Raw genomic sequence first — 13,062 nt, 5'->3', positions numbered from 1 at the left:
TTTAACCACATGATAACTACAACAAATCTTACCAAAAAATACAATTCAAATCCCGTTTTAAATATTGAAAGTTTAGAAATCCCTAAAGGACAAAGCTTCGGTTTAGTTGGTAATAATGGTGCTGGAAAAACCACGTATTTTAGTCTGCTTTTAGATTTAATACAACCAACTACAGGGTATATTAAAAATAACGATATTCAAGTAAACCTTAGTGAAGACTGGAAGCCATTTACGTCGTCTTTTATAGATGAAAGCTTTTTAATTGGTTACCTAACTGCAGAAGAATACTTTTATTTTATTGGCGAACTTAGAGGACAAAACAAAGCAGATGTAGATGCCTTAGTAGCTACTTTTGAAGATTTTTTCCATGGAGAAATTCTCGGACAAAAAAAATACCTTCGCGATTTAAGTAAAGGAAACCAAAAGAAAGCAGGAATAGTTGCGGCACTTATTGGTAATCCAGAAGTCATTATATTAGATGAGCCTTTTGCCAATCTAGATCCTACAACGCAAATAAAACTGAAACAAATAGTAAAAGATTTAGCGCAAGAACAAGGAGTAACCGTGCTTATTTCTAGTCACGATTTAATGCATGTTACAGATGTTTGTGAACGTATTGTAGTGTTAGAAAAAGGAGAGGTGGTTAAAGATATTGTAACTAGCCAAGCAACCTTAAAAGAATTGGAAGCACATTTTGCAGGAACAGAAATAATCTAAAAGTACTTGCTTTTTATAGCAAAGTAAAAAAAGATGTGTATTTTTACGTGCTTATGCAGTTTTTATACCAGTTGTGAATTAAAATTACTATAAAATAAAATGATGATTTTTTTCTTTATATAAATTAGAGAAATAAAGCATAGCTTTAGTTACGGTTTCTTTTTGTAATGAAATAGAAAGGAAAAAAGGGCGTTTTATTACGGAAATTTCAATTGGTAAATGATATTATATAATAATTGCACAAGTTTATAGTTATTTGATTAAATACACCGCTTTTGAAAACATCGTATAAAATAATATTAGTTCTTTTAGTTTCAGTAACTTTAATAACTAGTTGTTCTAGAAAAAAGAATAGCTTTATTAGTAGAAATTACCACGCATTATCCGCTCGAGACAACACCCTTTTTAATGGATATAATGCGCTAGAAGAAGGCAGAGAAAACCTGAACCAAGGTTATACAGATAATTACTGGGAAATCCTTCCTATAGAGCGCATGCAAGTTTTTGAAGAGGTTACACTTCCTGGACAAAATAAAAACGAAAGCTTTAGTAGAGCAGAAGAAAAAGCAGTAAAAGCCATTCAGAAGCATGGTATGAATATTCAAGGAAAAGAATATAATTACCAAATAGACGAAGCGTATTTACTTTTAGGGAAAGCACGTTATTTTGACCAGCGTTTTGTGCCTTCCTTAGAGTCTTTCAACTACATTTTATATAAATATCCTGCTAGTAATAAAATCAATCAAGCTAAAATTTGGAGAGAAAAATCTAATATTCGTCTAGAAAACGAAGAATTAGCGATTAAAAATCTAAAACGTCTTTTAGATCAAGAAGAATTAGACGGTCAGGACTTAGCAGATGCTACATCTATACTGGCACAAGCTTATATAAATACCAAATCTTTAGATAGTGCATTAACACAAATAGATATTGCATCTAATGCTACAAAAAGTAATGACGAACGCGGAAGATATCGTTTTATACAAGGACAGTTATACAATGCTTTAGGAGATAAAGACAGTGCAAACATAGCCTTTGATAGAGTTATAGATTTAAACCGAAGCACGCCTAGAATGTACCTTATTAGTGCACACATTGAAAAGGCTAAAAACTTTGATTATGAAGAAGGAGACAAATTAGAGTTCCTTGAATTACTTACCGACTTAGAGGAAAATCGTGAAAACAGACCTTACCTAGATAAGATTTACCATCAGATAGCAGAATACCATTTAAAGAATCAATCCGATTCTTTAGCATTAGCATACTACAATAAATCTTTAAGAACAGACACCAACGACAAGGTTTTAAAAGCAAAAACCTATGAGATTATTGGGGATATGAAATTTATTGCTGCAGCTTATAAAAGTGCTGGTGATTATTATGATAGCACCATGACGAATATGGTAGTGAATAGCAAGCCATACCGAGTTATTAAACGCAAAAGAGATAACTTGGAAGATGTTATTCTATATGAAGACATCGCGAAAAATAATGATAGTATTATACGATTAGTGTCTCTGTCTAAAGAAGGGAAGCTTGCGTTTTTTACAGAGCATGTAGAGAAACTTAAAGAGGAAGCCGAAAAAGCACAAGAAAAAGCAGCAGCAGCAGAAAGAAACAAAGGTCTTGTAACAACCAATAAGGTTTTTGGTAATAGTCCCGCATTAGGAGGTAAAGGTTCTAAAGGCGGACCAACACCTGGTCAAGGGTCTTCTTTTTACTTTTACAACACAACTACAGTAGCTTATGGTAAATCGGAGTTTGCTAAAGATTGGGGAAAGCGTAAATTAGAAGACGATTGGAGATGGTCTAGCAATACAAATTCCGGAATAAAAAATACCGAAGAAAATCCTGCGATAGCAAATGCTTCCGAAGTAGAATTATACGATCCTCAGTTTTATATAGATCAAATTCCTTCCGAAGAGAAAGTAGTAGATAGCATTGTAAAAGAAAGAAACTTTGCCTATTACCAATTAGGTCTAATCTATAAAGAGAAATTTAAAGAATATCCTTTAGCAAAGAGTAAATTCACACAACTTTTAAATAATAACCCGGAAGAAAAGTTAGTGCTTCCTACCAAATATAACCTGTATAAAATTTATCAATTATTAGGAGAGCAAGGGGAAGCCGATTTTACTAAAAAAGATATTACTACCAATTATCCAGATTCTAGATATGCAACCATTTTAAATAATCCGGAAGCAGCAAATCTGGAAGATGAAAATAGTCCGGAAACCATATATAAAAACCTGTACAATCAATTTGAAAATCAGGAATACGTTCAAGTACTTTCCAATATAGAAAAATATATTATAGCTTTTGAAGCAGAAGCGATAGTTTCTAAATTCGAGCTTCTTAAAGCAACAGCAACAGGACGTTTATATGGTTATGAAGCTTATAAAAAAGGAATTAATTTTGTCGCGCTTAATTATGCAAACACACCAGAAGGGCAGCGAGCACAAGATTTATCCACCAATGCATTGCCTAAATTGGCTAACAAAGAATTTGCTTCGGATAGCTTAAATGGTAATTATAAAGTGTTGTACAAGTTTAATACAGCGAATACCGAAGAGATAACAAGTTTTGAAAAAACCTTAAAGGAAGTAACAGCGCATGTGCCACATTATAGATTAAGTACTTCGGTAGATGTATATGATCCAGAAACAACATTTGTTGTCATTCACGGACTAAAAAGTATCGATGGAGCAAAAGGATTTGCATACATATTAAGAGATGAGGATAGATCTAAAATAACAAAGCCATCTATCGCTATTTCTTCTACAAATTACCAAATTGTTCAGATTCATAAGAATTTAGACGATTATACTAAAGCACAGCAATAATAAAATAAGAATCATGTTTTCAGATAATAAAAAAGATAAAAAAGCTTACGAAAATTCTTCCAGCCAAAACATTATAGCAAAAGGAACCAATATTGTTGGAGACTTTTCTAGTGAAGGCGATTTAAGAATAGATGGAACTATTGAAGGAAACCTAACTACTCCAGGAAAAATTGTAGTGGGAAGATCTGGTGTAATTAAAGGGACGCTAAATGGATCTGATGCTTATTTTGAAGGAAAATTCTCAGGAAACTTAACCTTAACAGGAACCTTAACTTTAAAGTCTTCTGCACATATTGAAGGGGAAGTCGTTCTTGGTAAACTAGAAGTAGAGCCAGGAGCAACCTTTAATGTAAACTGTGTGATGAAAGGCGCCTTAAAAGAATTAAATAATAACAATACTTCACAAAAAATAAAAAAAGGAAGAAGTGCCTAGTAAATTTTTAAGATTTACATCTACAGCTTTTCAAATGGGAGGAACCATTTGGTTGGGTAATGTATTAGGAAAATGGTTAGATGTAAAATACCAAACCACGTATTTAGAAAACACCATTACACTTCTAGCGGTTTTTATTGCTATGTACTTAGTGATTAGCCAAGTTTTAAAAATTTCAAAAGATAATGAAGACAATGATTAAAAGAATCGTTTTCTACTGTATAGGTTTTTCATTTTTATTTGCAGCTTCTTATACAATTCATGTATCTGGTTTAAAAGATTTAAATATTAAACTTAGAGTACCACTATTTTCTATCTATCTATTTCATTTTATAGTATCCCTATTTATTTGTGTAAGTTTTGCGGTACTGGAAACTACTAAAAAATGGTCGCAACAGTTGGGTTTTGTGTACTTATTTACATTAATAACCAAACTTATGCTGTTTGCAGTTCTCTTTAAAAATTCTGTTTTTAAAGTCGAGAACCTTAGTAAATTAGAAGGATTTAATCTGCTAATTCCGGTGTTCCTTTTTCTTTTTTTAGAAGTCTATTTTATTGCGAAGATATTAAGTAAAAAATAGTGCTAAATATTATTGAAAAAAAAGTAATTGTTTTTTCAATAATTTCCGTAGTTTTGCACCGAATTTAAAAACACAGTTTTTTTGATTTTTTTAACAATGAAGGTAGCTAAACAAACTTTTAAATTATTCACTCTCGCAGTAATGCTTTTCGCTAGTGCTTTTGCAATGGCCGAAAACACTAATGATACGGAGAAAGATACAGGTGGTCAAATAGATACAAAAGAAGAAGTGGAAGCTTATATTTTGCATCATATTCAAGATTCTCATGATTTTTCTTTGTTCTCATATACAAGTGATGCAGGAGAACGTAAACATTTCGGATTCCCTTTACCAATTATTTTATGGTCAAGTAACGGTTTAACAACTTTTATGTCTTCAGAGTTTCATCATAATGATGATGGTCATGTTGTTGTAGAGAAAAACGGATTGAAATTCGCAAAGATTCATTCTAAGATCTATGAGTTAGACGGTGGAGCTGCAACAGTAGCTTTTGATGAAACACATCATGCAACGAATGCACATAGAGTATTAGATTTTTCTATTACTAAAAGTGTAGTAGGTGTCTTATTAATTGGTTTATTAATGTTAATCTGGTTTTCTGGTTTAGCAAGACAATATAAAAAGAGACAAGTACCAACTGGTTTTGGTAGAGTCTTAGAGCCATTAGTATTATATGTAAGAGATGAAATCTCAAGACCAAACATTGGTGAGAAACATTATAGAAAATTTACAGGTTACTTATTAACAGTATTCTTTTTTATCTGGATATTAAACTTATTAGGCTTAACTCCATTTGGTTTTAATGTAACAGGTCAATTAGCAGTTACTGCTTGTTTAGCAATCTTTACATTAGTGATTTATACAGTAAGTGGTAATAAAGATTACTGGATGCATATTTTATGGATGCCAGGAGTGCCAATTTTAATTCGTCCAGTTTTAGCTGTGATTGAATTAGCCGGAGCATTAATCATTAAGCCATTCTCCTTATTAGTACGTTTGTTTGCAAATATTTCTGCAGGACATATTGTAGTAATGAGTTTAATAGCAATTATGTTTACTCTTAAAAAATCTTTAGGAGTTGTAGGAGCTACAGGATTATCATTAGTATTATCATTTTTTATAACATTAATTGAAGTGTTAGTTGCTTTCTTACAAGCATATATCTTTACCATGCTTTCGGCATTGTTTATTGGTATGGCTGTAGCAGAGCACGATCACGAACATGAGCATGATGATCATGGTCACGAAGTCGCTGACGCAGAAGATGTGCGAGGAGATTTCATTTAACAAGAGTTTTTTTAATTTAACTATAAATTTTTTATTATGTACAATTTAATTGGAGCAGGTTTAATCGTAATCGGAGCAGGAATTGGTCTTGGTCAAATTGGTGGAAAAGCAATGGAAGGTATTGCACGTCAACCAGAAGCAACAGGAAAAATCCAAACAGCAATGATTATTATTGCAGCACTTTTAGAAGGATTAGCATTCGGTGCTTTATTCTTAGGAAAATAAGCAGCAATCAAATTAAGAACACAAACCTGTAACGGTTGGTTACAGGTTGTGTTTATTAAATTAAAAAAAGAAGAAATTTAAATACATTTAGAAATGGATAAGTTATTAAATGATTTTTCACCAGGATTGTTTGTAGTACAAACAATACTTCTTTTACTATTAATCTTATTAATGGTAAAATTTGCTTGGAAACCAATCATGAGTTCTTTAACAGAAAGAGAAGAAGGAATTCAAGGTGCTTTAGATGCTGCTGAAAAAGCAAAATTAGAAATGCAAAATCTGCAAGCGGATAATGCAAACTTATTAAAAGAAGCACGTGCAGAACGTGAGTCTATGCTTAAAGAAGCAAGAGATTTAAAAAACAAAATGATTGACGACGCTAAAACGGAAGCTCAAGCACAAGCAAACAATATGATTGTTCAAGCACAAGCTGCTATTGAAAGCGAAAAGAAATCAGCTATGGCAGAATTAAAAAGCCATGTAGCAGGATTATCTATAGAGATTGCAGAAAAAGTAGTACGTCAAGAATTATCTAACAAAGACAAACAACTAGAATTAGTTGCCTCTATGTTAAATGATGCTAAATTAAACTAAGTTTAAATCATGGCAGGAGAAAGAGCAGCAATACGTTACGCAAAAGCGGTTTTAAGTTTAGCTACAGACAAAAATACAGCGGAGGTTGTAAATGCAGATATGGAGCTAATTAATAATACAGTAGCGCAAAGTAAAGACTTGAAAGACATGCTTTATAGTCCTGTAATTAGTTCGGCTGTAAAAAAATCGGCTTTATTAGAAATCTTTAAAGGAATAAATCCTGCAACGGTTAATCTAATAGATACGTTAATTACAAATAAAAGAACAAGTTTATTAGCAGAAGTAGCTTCTAAGTTTATTACTTTATACGAAGAACAAAAAGGAAGTCAAATTGCAATAGTTACAACAGCTGTACCTTTAACTGAAGCTTTAGAATCTAAAGTTTTAGCAAAAGTTAAAGAACTTACAGGAAAAGAAACGGCAATTAAAAATATAGTAGATGAAAGCATTTTAGGTGGTTTCATTTTAAGAGTTGGAGATACGCAGTATGATGCTAGTATATCTAACCAATTGAATAAATTGAAAAGAGAATTTACAACAAATTAATAAGGTTTTTAGGTTAGTACTTTTTAAAGGCTAACTATTAAAAGCTAAATACTAAATAAAGATGGCAGAAGTAAAACCAGCTGAAGTATCAGCAATCTTAAAACAACAACTATCAGGTTTTGAAGCAAACGCTTCATTAGACGAAGTTGGAACAGTATTAACAGTAGGTGATGGTATTGTACGTGCTTACGGATTAGCTAACGCACAATATGGTGAGTTAGTAGAATTCGATGGCGGATTAGAAGGTATTGTACTTAACCTTGAAGAAGATAATGTAGGTATTGTACTTTTAGGAACTTCAGTAGGAGTTAGAGAAGGTTCTACAGTAAAACGTACTAATCGTATTGCATCTATTAAAGTAGGTGAAGGTATTGTTGGTCGTGTTGTAAATACTTTAGGAATTCCTATTGATGGTAAAGGACCAATAACTGGTGAAACTTATGAGATGCCTTTAGAGCGTAAAGCTCCTGGAGTTATCTATAGAGAACCAGTAACTGAGCCATTACAAACAGGTATTAAAGCAATTGATGCTATGATTCCAGTGGGTAGAGGACAACGTGAGTTAGTTATTGGTGACAGACAAACAGGTAAGACTGCAGTTTGTATTGATGCTATCTTAAATCAAAAAGAATTTTACGATGCAGGGGAACCTGTATATTGTATATATGTTGCTGTAGGTCAAAAGGCTTCAACAGTAGCACTTATTGCTAAAACTTTAGAAGAAAAAGGAGCTTTAGCGTACACAACAATAGTAGCTGCAAATGCATCAGATCCTGCTGCAATGCAAGTATATGCACCTTTTACAGGAGCATCTATTGGAGAGTACTTTAGAGATACTGGTAGACCAGCTTTAATTGTATTTGATGATTTATCAAAACAAGCAGTTGCTTACCGTGAGGTATCTTTATTATTAAGACGTCCACCGGGACGTGAGGCGTATCCTGGAGATGTATTTTATTTACACTCAAGATTATTAGAGCGTTCTGCAAAAATCATTAATAATGATGCTATTGCTAAAGAAATGAATGATTTACCAGATTCATTAAAACCAATCGTAAAAGGTGGTGGTTCTTTAACAGCATTACCAATTATTGAAACACAAGCAGGTGACGTTTCAGCATATATTCCAACAAACGTAATTTCAATTACAGATGGACAAATCTTCTTAGATGGAGATTTATTTAACTCTGGTGTTCGTCCAGCAATTAACGTAGGTATTTCTGTATCTCGTGTTGGTGGTAATGCACAGATTAAGTCTATGAAAAAAGTATCTGGTACTTTAAAATTAGATCAAGCACAATACCGTGAGCTAGAAGCTTTCGCTAAGTTTGGTTCAGATTTAGATGCTGTTACTTTAAATGTAATTAATAAAGGTAAACGTAACGTAGAGATCTTAAAGCAAGGTCAAAATGATCCGTTTACAGTAGAAGATCAAGTAGCAATTATTTATGCTGGATCTAAAAATTTATTAAAAGACGTTCCTGTAAATAAAATTAAAGAATTCGAAAGAGATTATCTTGAATTCTTAAACGCGAAGCATAGAGATGTTTTAGATACTTTAAAAGCAGGTAAATTAACAGATGAGGTTACAGATACATTAATGAATGTATGTAAAGAACTTTCTGCTAAATATAGAGCTTAGAAGTTTTAAGTTTAGAGTTATGCGTTTACTTACGCATAACTCTAAATTTCAATTATAAAATTAATGTCACTCGGAGCATTGCTAAAACATAAAATGTATTTTGTGTTAAAGGCAGCAAGAAAATCTTGGCAAAGAGTCTTTACATAAATAAAGAATGGCGAATCTTAAAGAAATACGTAATAGAATAGCTTCAGTATCTTCAACGATGCAGATTACTAGTGCCATGAAAATGGTATCTGCTGCAAAATTGAAAAAAGCACAAGATGCTATTACAGCAATGCGTCCTTATGCAGATAAGTTAACAGAACTTTTACAAAGTTTAAGTGCAACTTTAGATGCAGATTCTGGAAGTAAATTTTCGGAACAACGTGAGGTAAATAATGTATTAATTGTAGCTATAACTTCGAATAGAGGGTTATGTGGTGCTTTTAACTCCAACATTATTAAGCAAACACAAAACTTAATTTCTAATGTACATGCAGGTAAAAAAGTATCTGTATTAGCAATAGGAAAAAAGTCTAACGATGCCTTTTCTAAAAAAGGAATTGTTATAGACAACAAGAGTGCTATTTTTGATGATTTAACTTTTGATAATGTTTCCGAAATAGCAGAAATGCTAATGGAGAAGTTTGTTGCTGGTGAATTTGATAAGATTGAAATTGTGTACAACAAGTTTAAAAATGCTGCTACACAAATCATAATGACAGAACAATTCTTACCAATTGTTCCTGTAGAAGGTGAAGCGGTTAACAATGCAGATTATATTTTTGAACCTTCAAAATTAGAAATCGTTGAGCAATTAATTCCTAAGTCGTTAAAGACACAATTATATAAAGGAATTAGAGATTCTTTTGCTAGTGAACATGGTGCTCGTATGACAGCAATGCATAAGGCTACAGATAACGCAACAGAATTAAGAGATCAACTTAAATTGACATACAATAAAGCACGTCAGGCATCTATTACTAACGAAATATTAGAGATCGTTGGTGGAGCAGAAGCTTTAAATAACTAAAGAATAAATATTATTAAAATGTCCCCTTGAGAGCAGTCGAAAGGTCTTTTTATAAACTAAAACAAAGCTTTACTATTATTAGTAGAGCTTTTTTTATGGAACATTATTTGATTTACTATCTTTATAACAATTAAACGTATTCCATGAGCATTATTAAAACATATATCCTATCTCTTTTCATGCTTTTTATTTTGGCAAGTTTTTCAAATTGTTCCAGTAGTAAACAAATAAATAACGAAGGGAGTAAGACAGCAATGCAAGATTTTCAAGATAAAATACCATTTACATTAGAAGAAACCTCTTATAAACATTGGGTTGCAGGTGTAAAAGGAGGAGGTGCAGGAATCACCATGCTAATCTCTGTTTCAAACAACACCAAAAATATAGTCATAGATGCTGCCTATTTTAGAGGAATGCAAACAAAATTAGAATCTATTAATTCGGGTTATGTAGCAAATTTTATAACCAAAGCAAATCAAAAGGAAGATATAGTAATGAGTACCGATAAACGTGCTGAGTATGATAATCAATTGCCAAACAAAGCAGATTTCCCTTTTCAGTTAAAAGATAATGAATGCGTTATTAGTTATATTGAAGAGGGTACAACCAAGTATTATAAAATAGAAAATCTTGTAGAAAAACCAAGAGATGAATATCCAAAGGCGCGACCAAAAAACTAAATCGAATATAGTATGCTAAATAGGAAAGCTTCTTTAAAAAACACTTTTGTTTTACTTATTCTCATTTCCATATTTAGTTGTAAACCTTCCAAATATGCATTTCAAAAAGAGGCTCCTTTCCAATTAACACGTGCATATTTTAATAATTGGACTAGCGGGATTAAAATTGGTAGTACAGGTTTAAATATATATTTTGCGAACCTAATTCCTGCAAAAAATATAACCATAGATAGTGTGTTTTTTAGAAGAATGAAAGGAAAGTTAAAAGAAGGAAAAGGATTGTATACCTCAAGATTAACGAAAAGATTAACCAATGCAGAAGATAATGCGCTAACTACAAATGGATTTTTTCCTTTTAAATTAGGAAACAGAGAATGTGTAATTAGTTACCTAGAACACGGCGTCATTAAGTATTTTAAAGTAAATTATGTAGAAGAAAAAGAAGGTGTTTATTATCTAGATGGACCTCCAAAAGATTAATACTTTTTATACTGCAACAAATTCAATACATTTAAGCCTAATTAAAAAATAACATTGAGTACATTAAAAAGGTTTTTTAAAGACACAATTATTTATGGATTGGCAACAGTTTTGCCAAGGCTAATGAATTTTATTTTAGTGCCTTTACACACGGGTAATTTGGCACTTTCTAATTACTCAGACAATACCACGTTTTATATTTATGCCGCTTTTTTTAATGTCCTATTAACCTATGGGATGGAAACCGCCTTTTTTAGGTTTTATAATTCGCATAAAGAAAAACTAAAAGTATTTTCTACCGTATTAATTAGTCTTTCCATTACCACTATTGTTTTTCTAGGCCTTGTTTTAATATTTAATAATGAAATTGCCTCTTTTGTTAATTTAGACATTGAGTACTTTAATCTTTTAATAGGTGTATTAGCTTTAGATACATTAGTTGTAGCTCCTTTCGCATATTTAAGAGCTACAGGAAGGCCTATAAAATTTACAGCCATTAAACTCTCTAATATTGTCGTTTATGTTATTTTAAATTATTTCTTCTTTTGGGCAGTTCCAAAATTTAATCTACAGTTTTCTTTTTATGATAAGACAGATTTAGTGAAGTATATATTTATCTCCAATTTGGCAGCTAGTATTGTTACCTTTTTACTACTAACACCCTACTTTTTTAAATCGAAACTACAATTTAGTAAGGCTATTTTTAAGCAACTAATAAATTATGGTTGGCCAATCATGATCGCTGGTTTAGCGTATGTAATAAACGAAAGTTTCGATAAGTGGATATTACCAAGAGAATTAGGAAAAGATATCAATGGTGCATATAGTGCATGCTACAAAATAGCAGTGTTTATGACTATTTTTATTCAAGCATTTAGACTAGGAGCAGAACCTTTTTTCTTTAATCATGCTAAAGAGAAAAATGCAACTAAAACCTATGCCATTATTATGAAGTATTTTGTAATCTGTGGTAGTATTATGTTGCTGGTTATTATTGCTTTTTTAGACATAATCAAAGAACAATTAGTTCCTAATGAAGCATATTGGATTGCTATAGATATTGTACCAATAGTACTATTAGCTAATTTGTGTTTAGGTATTTATTTCAACTTAGGTATTTGGTATAAACTTACAGATAAAACGAGATACGGAATGTATCTATCCATTGTAGGTGCAGTGATTACAATAGCATTTAATTTAATATTGATTCGTGAAATAGGGTTTATAGCATCCGCTTGGGCAACTTTAGTCGCGTATGGTTTTATGATGCTTTTATCGTATTACTTAGGACAAAAACATTATCCAGTGCCTTATAATATAAAAGCAATACTTGGCTATTTAGGGATAGCGATTACTTTATCCATTTTAGCATTATATACAAACGCAAACTATTATATTAATACAGCGTTAGTTTTAGTATTTTTGGGAATCGTTTTCTTTTCCGAAAAAAAGGAAATCAAACAACTATTAAAGCAATAACTATTTGTCACCTCGAGTGCAATCGAGTGGTATCATTATAATTAAAAAGGAAATTTAAAAAGTACCGCTTTCGCGGAAAATAAACATGACAATAAAAATAATAAACAAGTCTAGTCACGCATTACCACACTATGAAACCATAGCGTCTGCAGGAATGGATTTAAGAGCAAATATTACAGAATCCATAGTACTTAAGCCTTTAGAAAGAACGATTGTTAAAACAGGCTTATTTATAGAGTTACCAATAGGTTTTGAAGCACAAGTTAGACCAAGAAGTGGTCTTGCTGCAAAAAAAGGAATTACCGTATTAAATGCGCCAGGAACAGTAGATGCAGATTATAGAGGAGAAATAGGGGTTATTTTAGTAAATTTATCAAACCAAGATTTTACCATAGAAAACGGCGAGCGTGTTGCACAATTAGTTATTGCTAAACACGAACGCGCAGCATGGATAGAAGTAAAAGAACTTTCGGAAACCGATAGAGGAGAAGGCGGCTTTGGAAGTACTGGAACTTCTTAGGAAACCCTGAAAGGTTTTTA

Annotated in this window: 15 protein-coding genes; all 15 read left to right on the top strand. The window is 32.0% G+C overall.

Annotated features, from left to right (window positions below; translation table 11 throughout):
* Positions 1 to 9 precede the first annotated feature (9 nt).
* The 15 genes from AMD28_RS10555 (at position 10) to dut (ending at position 13,042) form a co-directional block, all read left to right on the top strand.
* Positions 10 to 717 (top strand): ABC transporter ATP-binding protein, encoded by a 708-nt coding sequence (locus tag AMD28_RS10555; protein WP_055444080.1) that lies wholly within the window; start codon positions 10 to 12, stop codon positions 715 to 717.
* A gap of 275 nt (positions 718 to 992) precedes the next feature.
* A complete protein-coding gene (porW, locus tag AMD28_RS10550) occupies positions 993 to 3,560 on the top strand; it encodes a type IX secretion system periplasmic lipoprotein PorW/SprE (protein ID WP_055444079.1) in 2,568 nt (855 codons plus the stop codon).
* Between the two features lie 13 nt (positions 3,561 to 3,573).
* The gene (locus tag AMD28_RS10545; protein WP_055444078.1) at positions 3,574 to 3,993 is read left to right on the top strand and encodes a bactofilin family protein; all 420 of its coding nucleotides are present in this window, start codon (positions 3,574 to 3,576) and stop codon (positions 3,991 to 3,993) included.
* Positions 3,986 to 4,195, top strand: coding sequence for an AtpZ/AtpI family protein (locus AMD28_RS10540; protein ID WP_055444077.1), 210 nt, complete (start codon positions 3,986 to 3,988; stop codon positions 4,193 to 4,195). The genes AMD28_RS10545 and AMD28_RS10540 overlap by 8 nt, the downstream gene beginning before the upstream one ends.
* Positions 4,179 to 4,574 carry a DUF6168 family protein gene (locus tag AMD28_RS19165; RefSeq protein WP_420806050.1) on the top strand — a complete coding sequence of 132 codons (396 nt, stop codon included), beginning with the start codon at positions 4,179 to 4,181 and terminating at the stop codon, positions 4,572 to 4,574. Before AMD28_RS10540 ends, AMD28_RS19165 begins: the two co-directional genes overlap by 17 nt.
* Positions 4,575 to 4,670: 96 nt before the next feature.
* Entirely contained in the window at positions 4,671 to 5,861 is a 1,191-nt protein-coding gene (atpB, locus tag AMD28_RS10530) for a F0F1 ATP synthase subunit A (protein ID WP_055444366.1), read from the top strand.
* Between the two features lie 36 nt (positions 5,862 to 5,897).
* A complete protein-coding gene (atpE, locus tag AMD28_RS10525; RefSeq protein WP_013993139.1) occupies positions 5,898 to 6,086 on the top strand; it encodes an ATP synthase F0 subunit C in 189 nt (62 codons plus the stop codon).
* Positions 6,087 to 6,179: 93 nt separating this feature from the next.
* Positions 6,180 to 6,680 (top strand): F0F1 ATP synthase subunit B, encoded by a 501-nt coding sequence (locus tag AMD28_RS10520; RefSeq protein ID WP_055444075.1) that lies wholly within the window; start codon positions 6,180 to 6,182, stop codon positions 6,678 to 6,680.
* Between the two features lie 9 nt (positions 6,681 to 6,689).
* Complete coding sequence (gene atpH / locus AMD28_RS10515; RefSeq protein WP_055444074.1) at positions 6,690 to 7,226, top strand: ATP synthase F1 subunit delta; 537 nt, start codon at positions 6,690 to 6,692, stop codon at positions 7,224 to 7,226.
* A gap of 61 nt (positions 7,227 to 7,287) precedes the next feature.
* Positions 7,288 to 8,868 carry a F0F1 ATP synthase subunit alpha gene (gene atpA, locus AMD28_RS10510; protein ID WP_055444073.1) on the top strand — a complete coding sequence of 527 codons (1,581 nt, stop codon included), beginning with the start codon at positions 7,288 to 7,290 and terminating at the stop codon, positions 8,866 to 8,868.
* A 154-nt stretch (positions 8,869 to 9,022) separates the two neighbouring features.
* Positions 9,023 to 9,883 carry an ATP synthase F1 subunit gamma gene (gene atpG, locus AMD28_RS10505; protein ID WP_055444072.1) on the top strand — a complete coding sequence of 287 codons (861 nt, stop codon included), beginning with the start codon at positions 9,023 to 9,025 and terminating at the stop codon, positions 9,881 to 9,883.
* 143 nt (positions 9,884 to 10,026) lie between these two features.
* Positions 10,027 to 10,563 carry a hypothetical protein gene (locus AMD28_RS10500; protein WP_152975582.1) on the top strand — a complete coding sequence of 179 codons (537 nt, stop codon included), beginning with the start codon at positions 10,027 to 10,029 and terminating at the stop codon, positions 10,561 to 10,563.
* A gap of 12 nt (positions 10,564 to 10,575) precedes the next feature.
* Positions 10,576 to 11,043: a hypothetical protein gene (locus AMD28_RS10495; protein ID WP_055444070.1), complete on the top strand. Its 468-nt coding sequence runs from the start codon at positions 10,576 to 10,578 to the stop codon at positions 11,041 to 11,043.
* A gap of 54 nt (positions 11,044 to 11,097) precedes the next feature.
* Positions 11,098 to 12,522 (top strand): oligosaccharide flippase family protein, encoded by a 1,425-nt coding sequence (locus AMD28_RS10490; protein ID WP_055444069.1) that lies wholly within the window; start codon positions 11,098 to 11,100, stop codon positions 12,520 to 12,522.
* Positions 12,523 to 12,607: 85 nt separating this feature from the next.
* Entirely contained in the window at positions 12,608 to 13,042 is a 435-nt protein-coding gene (gene dut / locus AMD28_RS10485) for a dUTP diphosphatase (protein WP_055444068.1), read from the top strand.
* Positions 13,043 to 13,062: the final 20 nt, after the last annotated feature.

Origin of the sequence: Lacinutrix himadriensis (assembly GCF_001418105.1) — a bacterium.
Taxonomy (GTDB): Bacteria; Bacteroidota; Bacteroidia; order Flavobacteriales; family Flavobacteriaceae; genus Oceanihabitans; species Oceanihabitans himadriense.
Note: the sequence above shows the minus strand (reverse complement) of the source record. Positions and strands in the feature narration are given on the sequence as shown.

What these genes read in the sequence shown, in the direction of transcription:
- atpE (WP_013993139.1), top strand. Translation starts at nt 5,898, where the DNA reads ATGTACAATTTAATTGGAGCAGGTTTAATCGTAATCGGAGCAGGAATT.
- AMD28_RS19165 (WP_420806050.1), top strand. Translation starts at nt 4,179, where the DNA reads ATGAAGACAATGATTAAAAGAATCGTTTTCTACTGTATAGGTTTTTCA.
- AMD28_RS10495 (WP_055444070.1), top strand. Translation starts at nt 10,576, where the DNA reads ATGCTAAATAGGAAAGCTTCTTTAAAAAACACTTTTGTTTTACTTATT.
- atpG (WP_055444072.1), top strand. Translation starts at nt 9,023, where the DNA reads ATGGCGAATCTTAAAGAAATACGTAATAGAATAGCTTCAGTATCTTCA.
- atpB (WP_055444366.1), top strand. Translation starts at nt 4,671, where the DNA reads ATGAAGGTAGCTAAACAAACTTTTAAATTATTCACTCTCGCAGTAATG.
- AMD28_RS10520 (WP_055444075.1), top strand. Translation starts at nt 6,180, where the DNA reads ATGGATAAGTTATTAAATGATTTTTCACCAGGATTGTTTGTAGTACAA.
- atpA (WP_055444073.1), top strand. Translation starts at nt 7,288, where the DNA reads ATGGCAGAAGTAAAACCAGCTGAAGTATCAGCAATCTTAAAACAACAA.
- dut (WP_055444068.1), top strand. Translation starts at nt 12,608, where the DNA reads ATGACAATAAAAATAATAAACAAGTCTAGTCACGCATTACCACACTAT.
- atpH (WP_055444074.1), top strand. Translation starts at nt 6,690, where the DNA reads ATGGCAGGAGAAAGAGCAGCAATACGTTACGCAAAAGCGGTTTTAAGT.
- AMD28_RS10500 (WP_152975582.1), top strand. Translation starts at nt 10,027, where the DNA reads ATGAGCATTATTAAAACATATATCCTATCTCTTTTCATGCTTTTTATT.
- AMD28_RS10555 (WP_055444080.1), top strand. Translation starts at nt 10, where the DNA reads ATGATAACTACAACAAATCTTACCAAAAAATACAATTCAAATCCCGTT.
- AMD28_RS10545 (WP_055444078.1), top strand. Translation starts at nt 3,574, where the DNA reads ATGTTTTCAGATAATAAAAAAGATAAAAAAGCTTACGAAAATTCTTCC.